Below are 15,363 nucleotides of genomic sequence, written 5' to 3'. Positions count from 1 at the left end.
GGCATGTTGACAATGGCGTCTTTCCCCGGCTGGTGGAAGGCGCCTTTTTTTTAGCTAGGTGATGAGCAAATGAGTGAAGCAGCTATCTGTACCACCTGTCCCTATTGTGGGGTGGGTTGTGGTGTGAAGGCACGGGTAGAGGCGGAGCAACTGGCTCCGGTTCAGGGCGATGCTGAGCATCCGGCTAACTGGGGACGACTTTGTGTCAAAGGTTCCTCCCTGCACGAGAGCGTGGGGTTACAGGGACGTTTGCTGCATCCCATGATTAGAGGGCAACGAGCCAGCTGGGATGATGCCTTGGCGCTGATTGCCAGTCGTTTTAGTGAGATTCGCCAGCGTAAAGGGCCCGATGCCCTGGCACTCTATCTATCCGGTCAGCTACTGAGCGAAGACTATTATGTGGCCAATAAGCTGATGAAAGGCTTTATTGGCTCCGCCAATGTGGATACCAACTCCCGTCTGTGCATGTCCTCTACCGTAGCAGGCTATAAGCGTGCCTTGGGAGCCGATGCGGTGCCTGGCTGCTATGAAGACATTGAGGCCTGTGAGCTAGCGGTGATTGTCGGCTCGAACATGGCCTGGGCGCACCCGATTCTGTATCAGCGCTTGGTGGCGGCCAAAGCCGAGCGTGGCATTAAAGTGGTGGTGGTCGATCCGCGCCAGACCGCCACCTGTGATCTGGCAGACTTGCATTTACCCCTGCGCCCCGACGCTGACATTTGGTTGTTTAATGGCTTGTTGGCGTATTTAGTGGCCAATCAGGCTATCGATCAGTCATTCATTGACCAGCACCTGCAGGGCTATGGCGAGCTGTTGGCCTCCTTACATCAACAGGATTACAGCCTGGCGCAGGTCAGTCGCGCCACGGATTTATCAGAAGCTGACTTGCTGGCGTTTTACCAGCTCTTTGCGGCACATCCCCGTACCCTGACCCTGTTCTCCCAGGGCACCAATCAATCTGAGCGTGGCACCGATAAGGTCAGTGCGATCCTTAACGTACACCTGTTAACGGGGCGTATCGGTAAGCCCGGTGCCAGTCCGTTCTCGTTAACGGGTCAGCCCAATGCGATGGGGGGACGCGAGGTGGGTGGCCTGGCCAACCAGCTGGCAGCGCACATGGACTTTTACCATGAGGAGGACATCGCGCGGGTTGCGCGTTTCTGGCAGGCGCCGAATATGGCGACCCGGCCGGGGTTGAAAGCGGTGGATATGTTTCGCGCCGTAGCCAGTGGGCAGATTGAGGCGATTTGGATTATGGGCACCAACCCGGCGGTAAGCCTGCCGGAGGCTAATTTGGTGCGCTTGGCCTTGCAGAAGTGCCCGCTGGTGATTGTCTCCGAAGCGGTGGCGGACTCCGATACCGCACGTCTGGCAACGGTACTGTTACCCGCCCAGACCTGGGGGGAAAAGTCCGGCATGGTTACGAACTCGGAGCGGCGTTTGTCGCGGCAGCGTCCCTTGCTGCCAGCGCCAGGGGAGGCAAAGGCTGATTGGTGGATGCTCACCCAGGTGGCGCAGCGAATGGGCTGGTCACAGGCCTTTGCCTATCAGCATCCGTTACACATCTTCCGTGAGCATGCTGCCCTGTCGGGGCTGGATAACCAGGGCACGCGGGCCTTTGATATTTCTGCTTTGGCTGAGATGACGGAAGAGCAGTACGAGTCTTTTCGGCCACTGCAGTGGCCGATCAATGCAGCTTACCCCCAGGGCAGAGCCCGTTTATTTGAGGATGGACGTTTCTTGCATGCCAATGGCCGTGCCCAGTTGACGCCGGTACAGCCAGGGCCGCAGCAGTTGCAGCACAGCCCGGTCTACCCGCATTGGATGAACACCGGCCGTATCCGTGATCAGTGGCATACCATGACCCGCACCGGAAGGGTGCCGCGTTTGTTGCAGCATTTGGATGAGCCCTTTGTCGCCCTGCATCCGGAGGATGCCGAGCATTTACACCTGCAAGAGGGACAGTTGGCCAAAGTCAGTAGCAGTCAGGCTGAGCTCTGTGTACGGGTACGTTTGGATAGCGGTCAGCGCCCAGGACAGGTATTTGTCCCCATGCACTGGAGTGATGCTTTTGCCGCCCAGGCACGGGTTGATTCGCTGGTGGCTGCCCGCCTTGACCCTCTCTCCGGCCAACCTGCTTTTAAAGCGACTCCGGTGCGAATTAGTCCCTGGCAGGCGGATTGGCATGGGTTGTGTTTAAGCCGTGAGGAATTGCATTGGCCTGCACTGGCCTATTGGTCACGCGTGCCTTTAACAGCGGGCTGGCGTTATCGTTTGGCGGGACAAGGGGATTGGCTGGAATTACCGGCGTTGTTAGAGCAGCGTTATGGCCAGCCGACCCAGCGCATTCAAGGGCCTACGGGCTTGCGTCTGGCCTGGTTTGTCGATGGCAGGCTCACAGCATTACTGATCCTAGGCCAACAGGAGCCTGCTTATCAGCTGGAGTGGTTACAACAGCAGCTGGGGCAGCCGCTGCAGGCCAGTGAACGGCTGCGTATTCTGGCCGGTCTGTCCGTGACCCAGGAGGACAAGGGGCCACTGGTGTGCAGCTGCTACCAGGTGGGGCAAAAGCAGATCGAGGCAGCATTAGCGCAGGGGCAGGCTGATTCGGTAGCCACCCTGGGCCAGCAATTGAAGTGCGGGACTAACTGCGGCTCCTGTATCCCGGAATTACGTAAATTGGTAGCAGCCTGTGGCAGTGCCCGGGCAGAGGAGGCAGCCTGATGTTTACGCGTACTCTGATCTCGCCCTGGCAGGAATTAAAGTCCCGCTGCTTCACCTGGTTGCGGCAGCGCTTAGACCACCAGGGGCCGCTGCACTATCAAGGCAAAGAGTTGGATCAAGGCCAAGGGTTGGATGGGCTGGCACTGGCGGATTTTCGCCCCGGCAGTGTCTGGTTGGTGGGAGCCGGTCCCGGTGACCTTGGTTTGCTAACCCTGCGTGCCTGGCAGGCAATCCAGCTGGCGGACGTGGTGGTGTATGACCGCCTGGTGAGCGATGCCATCCTAGGGCAGATTCCACTGGGCAAGGAGCGCTACTACGTCGGCAAGGCGGCGGGTAACCACAGCCTGCCGCAGGATCGTATTGAGGCTGAGCTGATTCGTCTGGCTCAGCAAGGCAAGCGGGTGTTGCGCTTAAAGGGGGGCGACCCCTACATCTTTGGCCGGGGTGGGGAAGAAGCCCTCAGCCTGGCGGCGGCAGGCGTCAGTTGCACCGTGGTTCCGGGGATTACGGCGGCGGCAGGTTGTGCCGCCAGTGGCGGTATTCCACTTACGTTCCGGGGGGTGGCACAGTCATGCCGACTCATTACCGGCCACCTGCAAGCGGGACAGGAAGGAGTGGATGATAGCCACTGGAGTCAGCCAGGGCAGACGCTGGTGTTTTACATGGGATTGGCCAATGCCGGTAAAATCGTGGCGAAGCTGCGCCAGGAAGGACAGCCGGACACGTTGCCGGTGGCTATTGTCGAACGGGGCACCCAGCCGGATCAGCGGGTGGTGGAAACCTGCCTGGGTGAGCTGGTGCAGACCATTGCCCGTGAGGGCTGTCAGTCACCGGCACTGTTGATTGTCGGGGAGGTGGTGCGTCTGCGTCAGTCTTTATTGCCTGTACAGGGGCAGGCGCTGGCCTTGACTCAGTAAGAGTGCCGCTGATTAGCACCTGCTGGGATGACAAAGGGGGCATGAGCCCCCTCTTTTTGACATCAGTATGACCAGGAACTGTTAGTGCTTTTTGCCGTGGGTGAGCTTATCCATTAAGGCGAAGAGCACCCCAGACAATACAAACACCAGGTGAATGGCAACCTTCCAGGCCAGCTGCTCGTTGGTCAAATCCGCCACGCTGACAAAGGCTTTTAATAGCTCAATCCCGGAAATAGCGACAATCGAGCCAATCAGCTTGATCTTCAGATCCGAGAAGTCCACCTTGCCCATCCACTCCGGCCGGTCTTCATGCTCGGCGCAGTGGATCTTCGAGACGAAGTTCTCATAACCGCTAAAAATGATGATAAGCAGCAGGTTAGCTACCAGCGCCATATCCACCAGCGACAGAATGCCGACGATGATCTCGCTGCTTTTAGCGGAGAACAGTTTTTCCAGCAGATGCCAGAACTCAAGGGAGAAGTTGGCCAACAGTACCAGCAGTGAGCCGACCAGACCCAGGTAAATAGGGGCCAGGAGCCAGCGGCTGGCAAACATTAAGCGTTCAAGGGCAATTTCCAGGTTTTTCATAACGCCTTTATTCACTGCAAATGAAGGCCTCCATTGTAGGGATTTTAGCGGGCTAAGTTGTTACTGAATGCTGCCTGAAAGCTGTCTTCATGCTAAGGTGCGGCCGCTGAAGTGGAGGCTAAAATGCAGTTAGTGTTTATTTTGGTTGAACCTGAATTACCGGAAAACGTCGGTGCCTGTGCGCGTGCCCTGAAAACCATGGGGATTAACGATTGGCGTCTGGTGAATCCCTGTGATCATCTGTCCGATCCGGCTCGTTGGCTGGCCCATGGCTCCCAGGATGTATTAGAAAAGGCTGAGGTGTTTAGCAGTTTAGAAGAGGCGCTGAGCGACATTGATCTGGTGGTGGCTACCACCGTGCGTGAACGCAGTGATCGTCCCTTTACCCATAGCGCCCAGTGGCTGGCTCAGCATCTGCAAGAGCGGGCGGCGGAGCCAGGCAAGGTGGCGATCCTGTTTGGTCGCGAAAGTAGCGGGCTGCATAACACCGAGCTGGAACATGCGCAGTTACTGACCTATATCCCGATGGCAGTTTCCTATCCCTCATTGAATCTTTCCCAGGCGGTCATGCTGTTTGCTCACATTTTGGCGCCAATCCAAGGTGAGGAGGCTGCAAGCGTCGCTTCAGAGCAAGGACGACGAGTGCTGGCGCAGCGTTTGGAGGCCTTGGGGCCCGCACTGCAGATTGAGTCGGGCACGCCTTTGTACGCCTGGCTGCTGGATAAGCTTGGGCAGGCACGGGAGGAGGATTTGCCTTTCATCCATGCCCTATTTAAGAAGCTACAGGGCTGAGCGGTTGGCGTTGGTTTGGCTGTTGTCAGGGTCAACCGTCAGTACCTGATCGCGGCCATGCATTTTGGCTTGGTAGAGTGCTTTGTCCACGTCGGAGAGCAGGGTCTCCAGGGCTTGCCCCGTTTGGAGCTCGCCAACGCCAATGGAGCCACTGGGATGAAAGAGTTGGCCTGGTAGTGTAATCACGCAGGTCTTAATGCTTTTGCGTAGCTGTTCGCACAGCTCGTAAGCATCGACCAAGCTATAGCCAGGTAGGCCCAGTAAAAACTCCTCTCCGCCATAACGACCTAATAAACAGCCGGGGGGGAGATTCGCTTTAAGGGTGTGGGCGATGCTGATCAGGGTCTGATCCCCCACGGGGTGGCCAAAGCGATCGTTGATGTGCTTAAAAAAGTCGAGATCAATCAGCGCCAGCGAAAAGGGTTGTTTCTTATGTCGGGTCATTTCCACCTGCTGACGAACCCGGGACTCAATAGTGCCGCGGTTATACAGTTGGGTGAGATGATCATGTTCGGCTAAAAAGAGCAGGCGTTGCTCCAGACGCCGTCGCTGGCGCATCTCCCGCCATAATTTCACCAGTAAGAGCAAAAATACCAAAGCAATCAGCGAGATCAGGCCGCTCCACCAACTCAAGCGCGTCACGACACTACTGAGGCGTTGATGCTCCACTTTAGCTGCGTCGTAGATAAAACTGTTTAGGCGATCTAGCTGCGCGGGGGCAAGGTTGATGGCAATCAGCTCTTTGGCCATGCGCTCAATCCTGCCTGGATTGATATGGCCCAGTTCAATCATGGCGGGCATGATCAGCTGGCTGAGCATCTCGGCTTCAAAGAATAAGTGATCAGCACTCTTAGTCGGATTGTATTGAGCGCGAATCAGTTCAATCATCTCGTAAGGGTGCTCCAGGGCGTATTGCCAGCCTTTCATGCTGGCGCGGCGAAAGGCTTCAACTCGCTTGGGATGTTGGCGTAGCTCAGCCTCACTGGTGAAGAGAAAGTCAGAGTAAAAGTCGATGCCATACTGGCTAGGGCGTAGTACTCGATACGGGAAGCGCTGCTGGCTCAGGGTAAAGGGCTCATTGGTAACATAGCCGTTGAAGGCATCGGTGTCCCCCTGCACCAGGCTGTCGATGTTAAAGCTACTAGGCAGCAGCAGAATGTCGCTCAGGGCAATACCCTCATTACGCAGCATGGCCAGTAGCTCAGCATTGCTTTCATTTAGCTGTGCCATCAGGCGTTTGCCAGCCAAGTCATGGGGGGTAAAGATGTCGGAGTCGGCTGCTACGATCCAGGCCGAAGGGGAGTGTTGCACTACTGCTGACAGCAGAATGACTGGTGAGCCTCGCAGACGATGGGTGATGAGTCCGGAATTACTGATGCCATACTGAGCCTCTCCTTTAAGAACCTGCTCAATCTCGGACAAGCCAGGGCGGCCCGCTTCAATACGCACCTGCAAGCCTTCAGCCTCATAAAAGCCTTTATGTAAAGCGGCATAGTAGCCAGCAAACTGAAACTGATGTAGCCACTTCAGCTGTAATACCACCTCATGATTCTTGCCCCAGCTCCAGGGGCTTAGTAGCCATAAGCTGACCAAGGTGATTACCCAGACTCGTTGCTCCATCGCTGCCTACCCTTAATTATCCCTCAACCCCAGTTTGTAAGGCTGGCTATGACGCTGGACAAGAGGGGCTGCTACACTAGCGCCCCGCATTGACGATGATGTGATCGGCATGGAACAACCGAATCGAAAGCGCCGCCTGTTTTACGGTGGCTTGGCAGCACTGGTAGCTGTAATAGTCGTGGCGGTGCTATTGGCTATTCCTGCTTATAGTGGTTACTTGGCACGCCAGCAGTTGAACTGGCAGTGGCAGCAACAGGGAATGGCGCCACTAGAGTGGCAACAGCAAGGCTGGTGGCGATCACAGACAACGCTTGACTGGCAAGCCGCAGGGCTGCCCTGGGGGCAGTTGCAGTTACAGCTTGAGCATGGCTGGTTAGGGGTGAGTTGGCAGGCGGATTGGCAGGCTTTACCTGTCTGGCCCTATCAATTGCAGTTACAGGGTCAAGCCGATTGGCAAGAGCTGCAGGTGGCGGCCGAGCTGCCAGGGTTTCACTGGCAACAGGGAGTCCAATCGGTAACGGGCAGTGAGCTGGCCTGGCAGGTGGCGCTACAGCCTGAACACTTGTATTGGCAGGGCCAGCAGGCTCAGTTAGGCTGGCGCGATACTCAGCGTCAGCTGCAGGCGGAGGGGCAAGGGCTGCAATACCGTATACAGTTAAGCGGTTGGCCGTTACTGCCCCAACCTGTGGCGGCAGCAGCCAGTGTGACCCTCAACCATTGGCAATGGCAGGGAGCGTGGCCGATGCAGGGCACGGCAGCCTATGTGGGGATGTTGTTAACAGAAAAGGAACAAAGGTTGCAGTTCGAATTTAACCTGGACCTGGCGCAAGTGCAGTTATTAGGGATGCCGGGACAGTTGCAAGGGCAGTTGGTATTACACCAGGTAGAGCGGGCGCCTGCCCAGCAGCTACTGAGTCTGTTAGAGCAGAGAGCCAGTGCCGAGCAGTGGTGGCCGTTACTGAATGCTCATTTAACCTCAGGGCCTTGGTTGCAGTTCAAACAGCTGCAGCTTAATTGGCCGCCACTGGGTCAGCTGCGCCTGCAGGGGCGGTTGGCGTGGCAAGGGCCGCCGTTGCAACTGGCAGAGCCCCCGACCCCTCAACTACTCTTACCCCACTTACAAGGGCAGTTTGAGCTGGCCGCGCCGGTACCGGCGGCCTTGGCCCTGTGGTTGGGGATTGCCTGGCAGCCCGAGCAACCCCTGCATTTAACCTTGCGCGAGGGGTGGCTATGGCAGGGCCAGCAGCGCTTGAAGTCACTGCTAGAAGGAGACTGAGATGCTAAGACACTGGGTGTTATTTCGTTTTAAGGCCGATGTCAGTGCGGAGGCTATCCATGCGCAAGAGCAGGCGTTTATCCAGCTCGCCCAGGAGTTGCACCAGGTGCAGGCAATGGAGTGGGGGTTGAATACCAGTCCGGAGGGCTTGGATCAGGGCTTTACCCACGCCTATTGTTTGAGCTTTAGCAGTGAAGCCGGACGGGATGGCTACTTGCACCATCCACAGCATCAGGCCTTTGTGGCCGCCTTAAAACCCCTGTTGGATGGGGTGTTGGTGGTGGATTACTGGAGCCGCGAGGGCAAAGCCTAAATGGCTGAGCAAGCGCGCTATCTGCATAACCAGGCATTGGGTGGGCTGGAGCTGCTGCAGGCCCGCTTTCGCCAACAGCACTTTAGTCGCCATGTGCATGCGGGTTATTGCATCGGGGTGATTGAGCAAGGAGCGCAGCGGTTTTACCGCAGCGGTGCCAATCATATTGCCAGCAGCAACTGCATTATTCTGGTCAACGCTGATCAGGTTCATGACGGTCACCGTGCCAGTGAGGAGGGATGGGCCTATCAGGCGATCTATCCGGAGGCGGAGCACTTCGCCTTGTTACAGGAGGCGAGTCAGGGCCTGCCCTATTTTCGTGAGTCAGTCGTCAGTGATCGCTGGTTAGCCGGGCAATTACGGCTGCTCTATCGTCAGCTGGCTAACCATGAACAGGGGTTGGATTTACAGGAGCGTTATCTGCACACCATGCTGGCGTTGTTAGAGCGCCATGGTGGCCAGCGTCCGGCTAAAACCCAGCCCCTGGCCCAGCCAGCGCTATTACGGGTACGTGACTATATTGCGGCCCACAGTGACGAGTCCTTGAGTTTGGCTGGTTTAGCGGAGCTGGCGGGGCTGAGTCCCTTCCATTTAAGCCGCAGCTTTCAGCAGGCTTTTGATTTGCCTCCCCATGCGTTTCAGGTGCAGTGCCGGTTACAACATGCCCGACGTTTATTGCTGGCGGGACACTCGGTGGCAGAAGCGGCTGCGAGCGCAGGCTTCAGCGACCAGAGTCACCTGCACCGTCATTTTAAGCGCTGGTTAGGGGTGGCACCGGGGCGTTTTGCTGCTACCAAGCAGGCGAGGGGATGAGTAGGTGACGGGACAGGTACGGGATATTCAGCAGCAGTATTGGCGGCATCCCCAATTGCCGCATTTCGAATTGCGTTATAGCGAGCATAGCCTGCAACCCTACAAAGCCCACAGTCACCCCGAGTTTTGTATTGGCCTGATTACCGCCGGGGCGACCCGCCTCAGTTTGGGCGGGCAGAGGTATCTGTTACAGCCAGGCGATCTTGTCCTGATCGAACCGGGGCAGGTGCATGCCTGCAATCCGCTGCCTGATCTGCCCCGCAGTTTTTTTATGCTCTATATCGATGCCCAGTGGTGCCTGGAGCGTCTCAGTCAACAGTTGGGAATCCCTGTACGCAGGTTTTGCTGTGAACCTAGAGTGGTGCGCTTGGCTGAGAGTGAAGCACTCTTTGCCCGCCTGGCGCAGCAGTTGCAACAGCACAATGTGGCTGAGGCCGGGCAGACCTTTACACAGCTCAGTACCTCCATTTTGTGCCACAGTTGTTTACCAGCAGGAGGACGGGTTGAGCCTGGGCTCTTGGCACAACGTATCCGGACCCGCCTGTTGCTGGACTTAGCCGCACCACCGAGTTTGGCTCAGCTCAGTGAGGAGCTGGGGCGCAGTCAGGAGGGAATTATCCGCCTGTTTAGCCAGCATTTTGGCACCAGCCCCAAAGCCTTCGTGACCAATGCCCGCATCGAGCGAGCCAAAGGTTACTTGCGTGCCGGGATGGCCATCGTCGACGTGGCAACGCAGTTGGGTTTTGCCGATCAGAGTCAGTTTCACCGTGCCTTTGTCAGCCATACCGCCGCTACACCTAGGCAATATCAGCAGGCAAGGTCAATTTTCGACAATACCGACTAACGCGAACTTCGTAGTCTCCTGGGTCTATTCTGCCTACCCGAGGTGACCGATGAATGTGTTTGACTCCTTACTGCCTGCCGCCTTTCCTGCCCTGGCGTTGGCCCATTTCCTGGCGCTGCTCAGTCCCGGGCAGGATTTCTTCCTGATCGCTGCCCATGCCCTGCGCCATCGCCTCGCGGGCAGTGTGTTTATTTGTGTGGGGGTGGCGGCGGGGAATGCCTTCTATATTGCCCTGGCCACCCTAGGCTGGAGCGGTATCCGCGATTGGCCCTGGCTGATGGCCACGATCGAGGTGGCAGGTGCCCTCTACCTGTTGTGGGTGGGCTGGCAGCTGTGGCGGGTGCCCTCCACTGAGCTGCAGCTGAATGCCGGCAGTGGTAAGGTGCCGGGCATTGGGCGGCAGTTGTTCCTCGGCTTAAACTCTGCGCTGTTAAACCCCAAAAACGCCCTGTTCTATATGAGCCTGATGGCAGTCATTCTGGGGGCGGAGGTGACGCCGCAGCAACAGCTGTTCTGTGCCCTATGGATGGTGATGGTGGTGTTGCTGTGGGATGTGCTGCTGGCGGCGCTGATCGCGCAAAAGAGGCTGTTGGCTGTGCTCCAGCACCGGGTGTATCTACTGGAGCGTGGTGCTGGGGTGATGTTAATGGGGTTGGGGCTGGGTCTGTTTGTCAAACTGGCGGCAACGGATTGAGTCCAAGTCGCTGCACTAGCGCAAGAACGTACAAGTCAGCCCCCTCCTGCTGTTTTATCTTGAGACAGGGTGGTGATCGCCTGGTTCACCGCGACGATGGTGGCCAGGCGTAGCTGCTCCGTTAAGCCTAATTTGCGCGGCCTTACTCAATAGCGCCGCGTTAACCAGTAAGCGAGGATGTGATGCGTGCAAGCATCTGGCAAGGAATAAGAGATGCGCTGCCGTTAGTATTGGCGGCGATTCCTTTTGGGTTGATTTACGGCGCGCTGGCGCAGTCTGCAGGCTTGCCAGCCTGGGCCATTCTGGCCATGTCATTGCTGGTATTTGCCGGGGCAGCGCAGTTTATTGCGGTGGGCATGCTGGCGGCAGGGGCCTTCTGGCCGATGATTTTACTGACGGTGTTTGTGGTCAATCTGCGTCATCTGCTCTATGCCGCCAGCCTGATGCCAGTCGTGGGGCAGTGGCCCAGGCGCTGGCGTTGGCTACTGGGTTTTTGGTTGACGGATGAGGCCTATGCCACCTTGGCTAACTTTGTCCGCACTAATCCTCCCCCTGAGCAGTTACGGGCTTATGCCCTGGGAGCCGCTGGCTTTATGTATGGAGTCTGGCAACTGTGTTCTGCCCTCGGCCTATGGTTGGGGCAACAGGTGCCTGATATGACCAACTGGGGACTGGATGTGGCGATGGTGGTGGCCTTTGCCGGCATTGTTGTCCTGGGGATCAGGGAGCGTAGCCAGGTACTCTGTGTGCTCATTGCAGCGCCCTTAGGAATCTGGACTTACACCTGGCCTTATAACACTGGCTTACTGTTCTCCACTGTGACAGCCATTGTGTTCGCTATGTTGGTCAAGCCTGTGTTGGGCAAGGCGAGCCACGCTAATCTTGGGGAGCGACAGCCTGCCAGTCGTAAACAGGAGGCAGAATATGAGTGAGTTAGGTTTAGCGTGGTTGCTGCTGGGGATGGCGCTGCTGACTTTTTTGCCGCGATTATTGCCCCTGTTGATGGCGGATCGCCTGCGCTTGCCCACCCTGCTGCGGGAGGCGCTGGAATATGTACCGCTCGCGGTGTTGACCATTCTGGTGGTGCAAACGGCCTTTATCCAGCAAGGGCAGTTAAACCTGCACTGGCGTAATCCTTATCTGCTGGCGTTGTTGCTGACTTTGGTTGTCGCCGTATGGCGCCGCCATCTGTTAACCAGTATGGCGGCGGGGGTGGCAGGCTTTATCGTGTTGAAGTGGTTTAGCCTGTAATGGATTGGCTTAGCCTTTGAGATTGGCCGCAAGGAAGTCGAGGCTACGCTGCCAGGCAAGCTTGGCGGCCTCCTCGTTATAACGGGCGCTATTGGTGTCGTTGTGAAAAGCGTGGTTAACCCCTTCATAGAGATGGAGCTGATAACGTTTTTGCTCGGCCTGTAGTGCAGCCTCAAACACCGGAATACCCTGGTTAATCCGGTCATCCAGCGCAGCATAGTGCAGCAGTAATGGCGCTTGAATGTGTTTGACACTGTCAGGCTGCGGCTGGCGCCCATAAAAGACCACGGCGGCATTGAGGTTGGCATCCGCCACAGCCAGCTGGCCAACCTGGCCCCCGCCCCAACAAAAGCCGAGGGTGCCCACTTTGCCTGTTCCCTGGGCGCGTAGATAGGCAAGGGCGGCTAAACCCTGGCTGAGGATTTGTTCGTCCTGCAGCTCACCGATCAGGGTACGGGCTTGATCCGGGTCGGCGGGGGTGCCACCAAGTGGGCTGAGAAAGTCTAAGGCCAGGGCCTGATAACCCTCCAGTGCCAGACGACGGGTGACATCTTCAATATGTGGGTTAAGTCCGCGGTTTTCGTGAATCACCAACACCCCAGGTAGCGTGCCGCTTGATGACTGAGGTTGCACCAGATAACCCCGACTAGATCCGCCATTAAGGGGAATATCGACATACTTGGCTTGAATGCGGGGATCTTGCTCGGCCACGGTGCTGGCGACACTGTAGTTGTTTTCCAGCAAGGGTAGCAGGGCATAAGCGGCTGCCGTGCCACCAGCTAGCTTGGCTAGGCGCTGGATAAAAACACGCCTTGGCATGCGGCTATGGGTGAAACGGTCAAACAGCTTGATGTAGCGTTGGTCCATAATCCGGCTCCTTGTGTTTGCAACAGGTATAGAAGTTACGCAGCAAGGAGGCAAGTGGATGACTGGGTGAGGGCGCCTCCCGCTGGAGGCGCTCAGTCGAGAGAGCTTTGTGCTGCCCCTCAGTTACAACGTTGCCATCCTTGGCTGCGTTAGGCTTATTCCCCTTCTTCGGTATCGCCAAAGTCGAGGCTGATGCGTGCCAGCTCACCCAGGCGCTCAATGATGCGACCGTTGAGGCTGCGCTTGGGATATTCGCCCTTTTTATTGGGCTTGCCAGCGGTTTTGCCGGTCAGAATTTCCAGTGCCTGATCGACGCTGCTGACGGCGTAGATATGGAACTGGCCTGCTTCAACGGCTTCGATAACTTCTTCATCCAGTACCAGGTTGCAGACGTTGGTGTCCGGGATAATTACCCCTTGTTCACCATTCAGACCACGAGCCCGACACACCTGGAAGAATCCTTCGATTTTCTCATTCACCCCACCAATTGGCTGCACTTCACCGTGTTGGTTGACTGAGCCGGTGATGGCGAGGGATTGCTTCAGCGGTTCTTGCAGCAAGGCTGAAACTAAGCAGCAGAGCTCCGCCAGGGAGGCGCTATCGCCGTCGATATAGCCATAGCTTTGTTCCATGGCGATATGGGCACATACCGCTAGAGGATGTTCCTGGGCATATTTGTTACCCAGGTAGCCAGACAGAATCATCACCCCTTTGGAGTGAATGGACTGGCCCAGATCGACCTCACGCTCAATATCAACAATGCCTTTGGAGCCAGGGTAGGCCGTAACGCTGATGCGTGCCGGGGTGCCAAAGCTGGAATCGCCGATACTCATCACGGTTAAGCCGTTGATTTTGCCAACCGCCTTGCCGCTGGTATCGAGCAGGACAGTACCATCCAGAATTTGCTTGATGACCTCTTCGCTGACCCGGCCGGTACGTTCCTGCTTGGCGCGCAGGGCACGGCGCACGTGTTCGGCACTGATACTGGTGGCCTGCTGCATACGGGCCATGTAGTCTGACTCGGCCAGCAGCTCGAACATCTCGCCGATGCTGGCGGTCAGGTGCTGTTGATGCTCTGCCAGGCGGGCCGAGTGGGTAATCAGGCGGGCGACGCCGTCCCGACTGAGGGGGAGATAGCTCTCTTTATCGGTACGGTCACGTAATAGCCGTGCCATGGCCATCATGGTGTCGTGGTTGCGCTCGATATAGTCTTCAAAGTCCACCAATACCCGGAACATCTCGCTAAAGTCCGGATCATAGGACTGCAGTGCGTAGTAGATATCCCGTGAGCCGATCAACACCACCTTCACCTGTAAGGGGATGGTTTCGGGGGTCAGGGTGATGGTGCTGACCAGGCCCAGCTCGGCATAGGGTGATTCGATTTTCAGCTCGCGCCGTTTCAAAGCCCGTTTCAGTGCATCCCAGACATAGTCAGACAGCACCTTGTCGGCATCCAGAATCAGGTAGCCACCATTGGCAGCGTGCAGGGCACCGGCACAAATCTGCTGGTAGTCGGTGGTCAGGGCACCTTGATCGTGTTGGTATTCGATCCGGCCAAATAGGTTTTGGTAGGTGGGGTGGGGCTCATAGACCACAGGCGTGCCCGCGGTGGCATCACGGGAGACCACCAGGTTGGGACTGTACAGCGAGAGCAGTGCTTCACGCTTGGCGGGCTCGTCACGGGTTTCCTGATCGACCAGTTCATCGATTACGGTACGCACCAGGTCTTTACCCAGGTGGTTGAAGTAGTCCAGTACTTCCTCATTATCCTGGTACTTCTCCCGCAAGGGGGCGAGCAGCGGAGCGACGGCTTCTTCAATGGTGGCACGATTGAGAGCGCGCAGTTTTTCCGTGGTTTCCCGGCGCCACTGCGGCAGGCTGATCAGCTCTTCCCGCAGTTGATGTTCCAGTTCATTAATGATGGCGTTGATGGTATCGCGATCTTCTTCATCCAACTGGGCAAACTCGGCGTCATCCAGCGGCTTACCTTCAACGATGGGGGCAAAGGTAATGGCGCCAGCCTCGCGGAACATGGCAATGCTCTGGCGGCTGGCGAGTTTTTCGACCTTTTCAATCGCCGCCTCATAGGCTTGATTAAACTCGCGCTCAATTGCATTTTTCTGTTGCTGGTAACCTAGCCCTTCAAAAACGGAGGGGAAGGTGGCCAGCAGCGAGTCAATGAACTGTCGAATTTCTTCCTGGAAAATTTTGCCCTGGCCAGCGGGCAGTTCAATCGCATTGGGGTTGCGCTGGTCATTAAAGTTATTGACGTAGACCCAGTCCGATGGAGTGGGTTGGCGCTTGGCTTCGGTTTTGAGGTAGGAACGCACATAGGAGGCGCGTCCGGTGCCGGGCTCCCCCATCACAAAAATGTTGTAACCGGGGCGGCGCATGGCAACACCAAACTCGAGTGCCTGAATGGCTCGGTCCTGGCCTAAAATGCCAGATAGGGCCTCCAGTTCGTCGGTTCGGCTGAAGGGTAAATCCTGCTCGCTGATCGTCAGGGTCAGTTGGTCAGCAGTTAAAGATGAATACTGAGGGCCGCTTGCCATCCTAGATCTATCCTTTGGCGAAAAATTGCCAGACTTGTAGCAGCTTGACCCCCTGAATGCAATGACTGGGCATCCAGCTTGGGAGGGTTATAATCCCACTGCACTCGGCCAG

14 protein-coding genes are annotated in these 15,363 nt (G+C 56.9%); 10 read left to right on the top strand and 4 right to left on the bottom strand.

The genetic code is table 11. From position 1 onward, the window contains the following. The first annotated feature begins 69 nt into the window (after positions 1-69). Together Q334_RS19265 and cobA are read left to right on the top strand one after the other, a co-directional pair. Positions 70-2,724 (top strand): nitrate reductase, encoded by a 2,655-nt coding sequence (locus tag Q334_RS19265; RefSeq protein WP_035461645.1) that lies wholly within the window; start codon positions 70-72, stop codon positions 2,722-2,724. Beyond that, the gene (gene cobA, locus Q334_RS0114055; RefSeq protein WP_081414465.1) at positions 2,724-3,641 is read left to right on the top strand and encodes a uroporphyrinogen-III C-methyltransferase; all 918 of its coding nucleotides are present in this window, start codon (positions 2,724-2,726) and stop codon (positions 3,639-3,641) included. The genes Q334_RS19265 and cobA overlap by 1 nt, the downstream gene beginning before the upstream one ends. 81 nt (positions 3,642-3,722) lie before the next feature. On the opposite strand, the gene Q334_RS0114050 is transcribed toward cobA, so the two are convergent. Beyond that, on the bottom strand, positions 3,723-4,244 hold the full coding sequence (locus Q334_RS0114050; protein WP_245593692.1) for a TIGR00645 family protein: 522 nt from the start codon (positions 4,242-4,244) through the stop codon (positions 3,723-3,725). Positions 4,245-4,352: 108 nt separating this feature from the next. Between Q334_RS0114050 and Q334_RS0114045 the strand changes: the two genes are divergently transcribed. Next, complete coding sequence (locus tag Q334_RS0114045) at positions 4,353-5,021, top strand: tRNA/rRNA methyltransferase (protein ID WP_027313763.1); 669 nt, start codon at positions 4,353-4,355, stop codon at positions 5,019-5,021. On the opposite strand, the gene Q334_RS19260 is transcribed toward Q334_RS0114045, so the two are convergent. Beyond that, positions 5,010-6,641: a GGDEF domain-containing protein gene (locus Q334_RS19260; protein ID WP_051527820.1), complete on the bottom strand. Its 1,632-nt coding sequence runs from the start codon at positions 6,639-6,641 to the stop codon at positions 5,010-5,012. The two genes, Q334_RS0114045 and Q334_RS19260, sit on opposite strands and share 12 nt — an antisense overlap. Before the next feature lie 109 nt (positions 6,642-6,750). Between Q334_RS19260 and Q334_RS0114035 the strand changes: the two genes are divergently transcribed. The 7 genes from Q334_RS0114035 to Q334_RS0114005 all read left to right on the top strand — a co-directional run bounded on the left by Q334_RS0114035 (position 6,751) and on the right by Q334_RS0114005 (position 11,832). Beyond that, positions 6,751-7,917, top strand: coding sequence for a hypothetical protein (locus Q334_RS0114035; protein WP_027313762.1), 1,167 nt, complete (start codon positions 6,751-6,753; stop codon positions 7,915-7,917). Position 7,918: 1 nt separating this feature from the next. Beyond that, on the top strand, positions 7,919-8,230 hold the full coding sequence (locus Q334_RS19255; protein WP_051527819.1) for a Dabb family protein: 312 nt from the start codon (positions 7,919-7,921) through the stop codon (positions 8,228-8,230). Beyond that, positions 8,231-9,043: an AraC family transcriptional regulator gene (locus tag Q334_RS0114025; RefSeq protein WP_027313761.1), complete on the top strand. Its 813-nt coding sequence runs from the start codon at positions 8,231-8,233 to the stop codon at positions 9,041-9,043. A 4-nt stretch (positions 9,044-9,047) separates the two neighbouring features. Beyond that, positions 9,048-9,887 carry a helix-turn-helix transcriptional regulator gene (locus Q334_RS0114020; protein ID WP_027313760.1) on the top strand — a complete coding sequence of 280 codons (840 nt, stop codon included), beginning with the start codon at positions 9,048-9,050 and terminating at the stop codon, positions 9,885-9,887. Positions 9,888-9,936: 49 nt separating this feature from the next. Then, positions 9,937-10,581, top strand: coding sequence for a LysE family translocator (locus tag Q334_RS0114015; protein ID WP_027313759.1), 645 nt, complete (start codon positions 9,937-9,939; stop codon positions 10,579-10,581). A 182-nt stretch (positions 10,582-10,763) separates the two neighbouring features. After that, complete coding sequence (locus Q334_RS0114010; protein WP_035461644.1) at positions 10,764-11,513, top strand: AzlC family ABC transporter permease; 750 nt, start codon at positions 10,764-10,766, stop codon at positions 11,511-11,513. Then, positions 11,506-11,832, top strand: a complete 327-nt coding sequence (locus tag Q334_RS0114005) for an AzlD domain-containing protein (protein WP_027313757.1) — start codon at positions 11,506-11,508, stop codon at positions 11,830-11,832. Before Q334_RS0114010 ends, Q334_RS0114005 begins: the two co-directional genes overlap by 8 nt. Before the next feature lie 9 nt (positions 11,833-11,841). Here Q334_RS0114005 and Q334_RS0114000 read toward each other — a convergent pair whose 3' ends face one another. Both Q334_RS0114000 and Q334_RS19250 read right to left on the bottom strand, forming a co-directional pair. Next, a complete protein-coding gene (locus tag Q334_RS0114000) occupies positions 11,842-12,699 on the bottom strand; it encodes a dienelactone hydrolase family protein (protein ID WP_027313756.1) in 858 nt (285 codons plus the stop codon). Positions 12,700-12,854: 155 nt separating this feature from the next. Further along, on the bottom strand, positions 12,855-15,251 hold the full coding sequence (locus Q334_RS19250) for a Lon protease family protein (RefSeq protein WP_035461643.1): 2,397 nt from the start codon (positions 15,249-15,251) through the stop codon (positions 12,855-12,857). Positions 15,252-15,363 lie beyond the last annotated feature (112 nt).

Source organism: Balneatrix alpica DSM 16621 (assembly GCF_000619885.1).
Classification (GTDB): domain Bacteria; phylum Pseudomonadota; class Gammaproteobacteria; order Pseudomonadales; family Balneatricaceae; genus Balneatrix; species Balneatrix alpica.
Note: the sequence above shows the minus strand (reverse complement) of the source record. Positions and strands in the feature narration are given on the sequence as shown.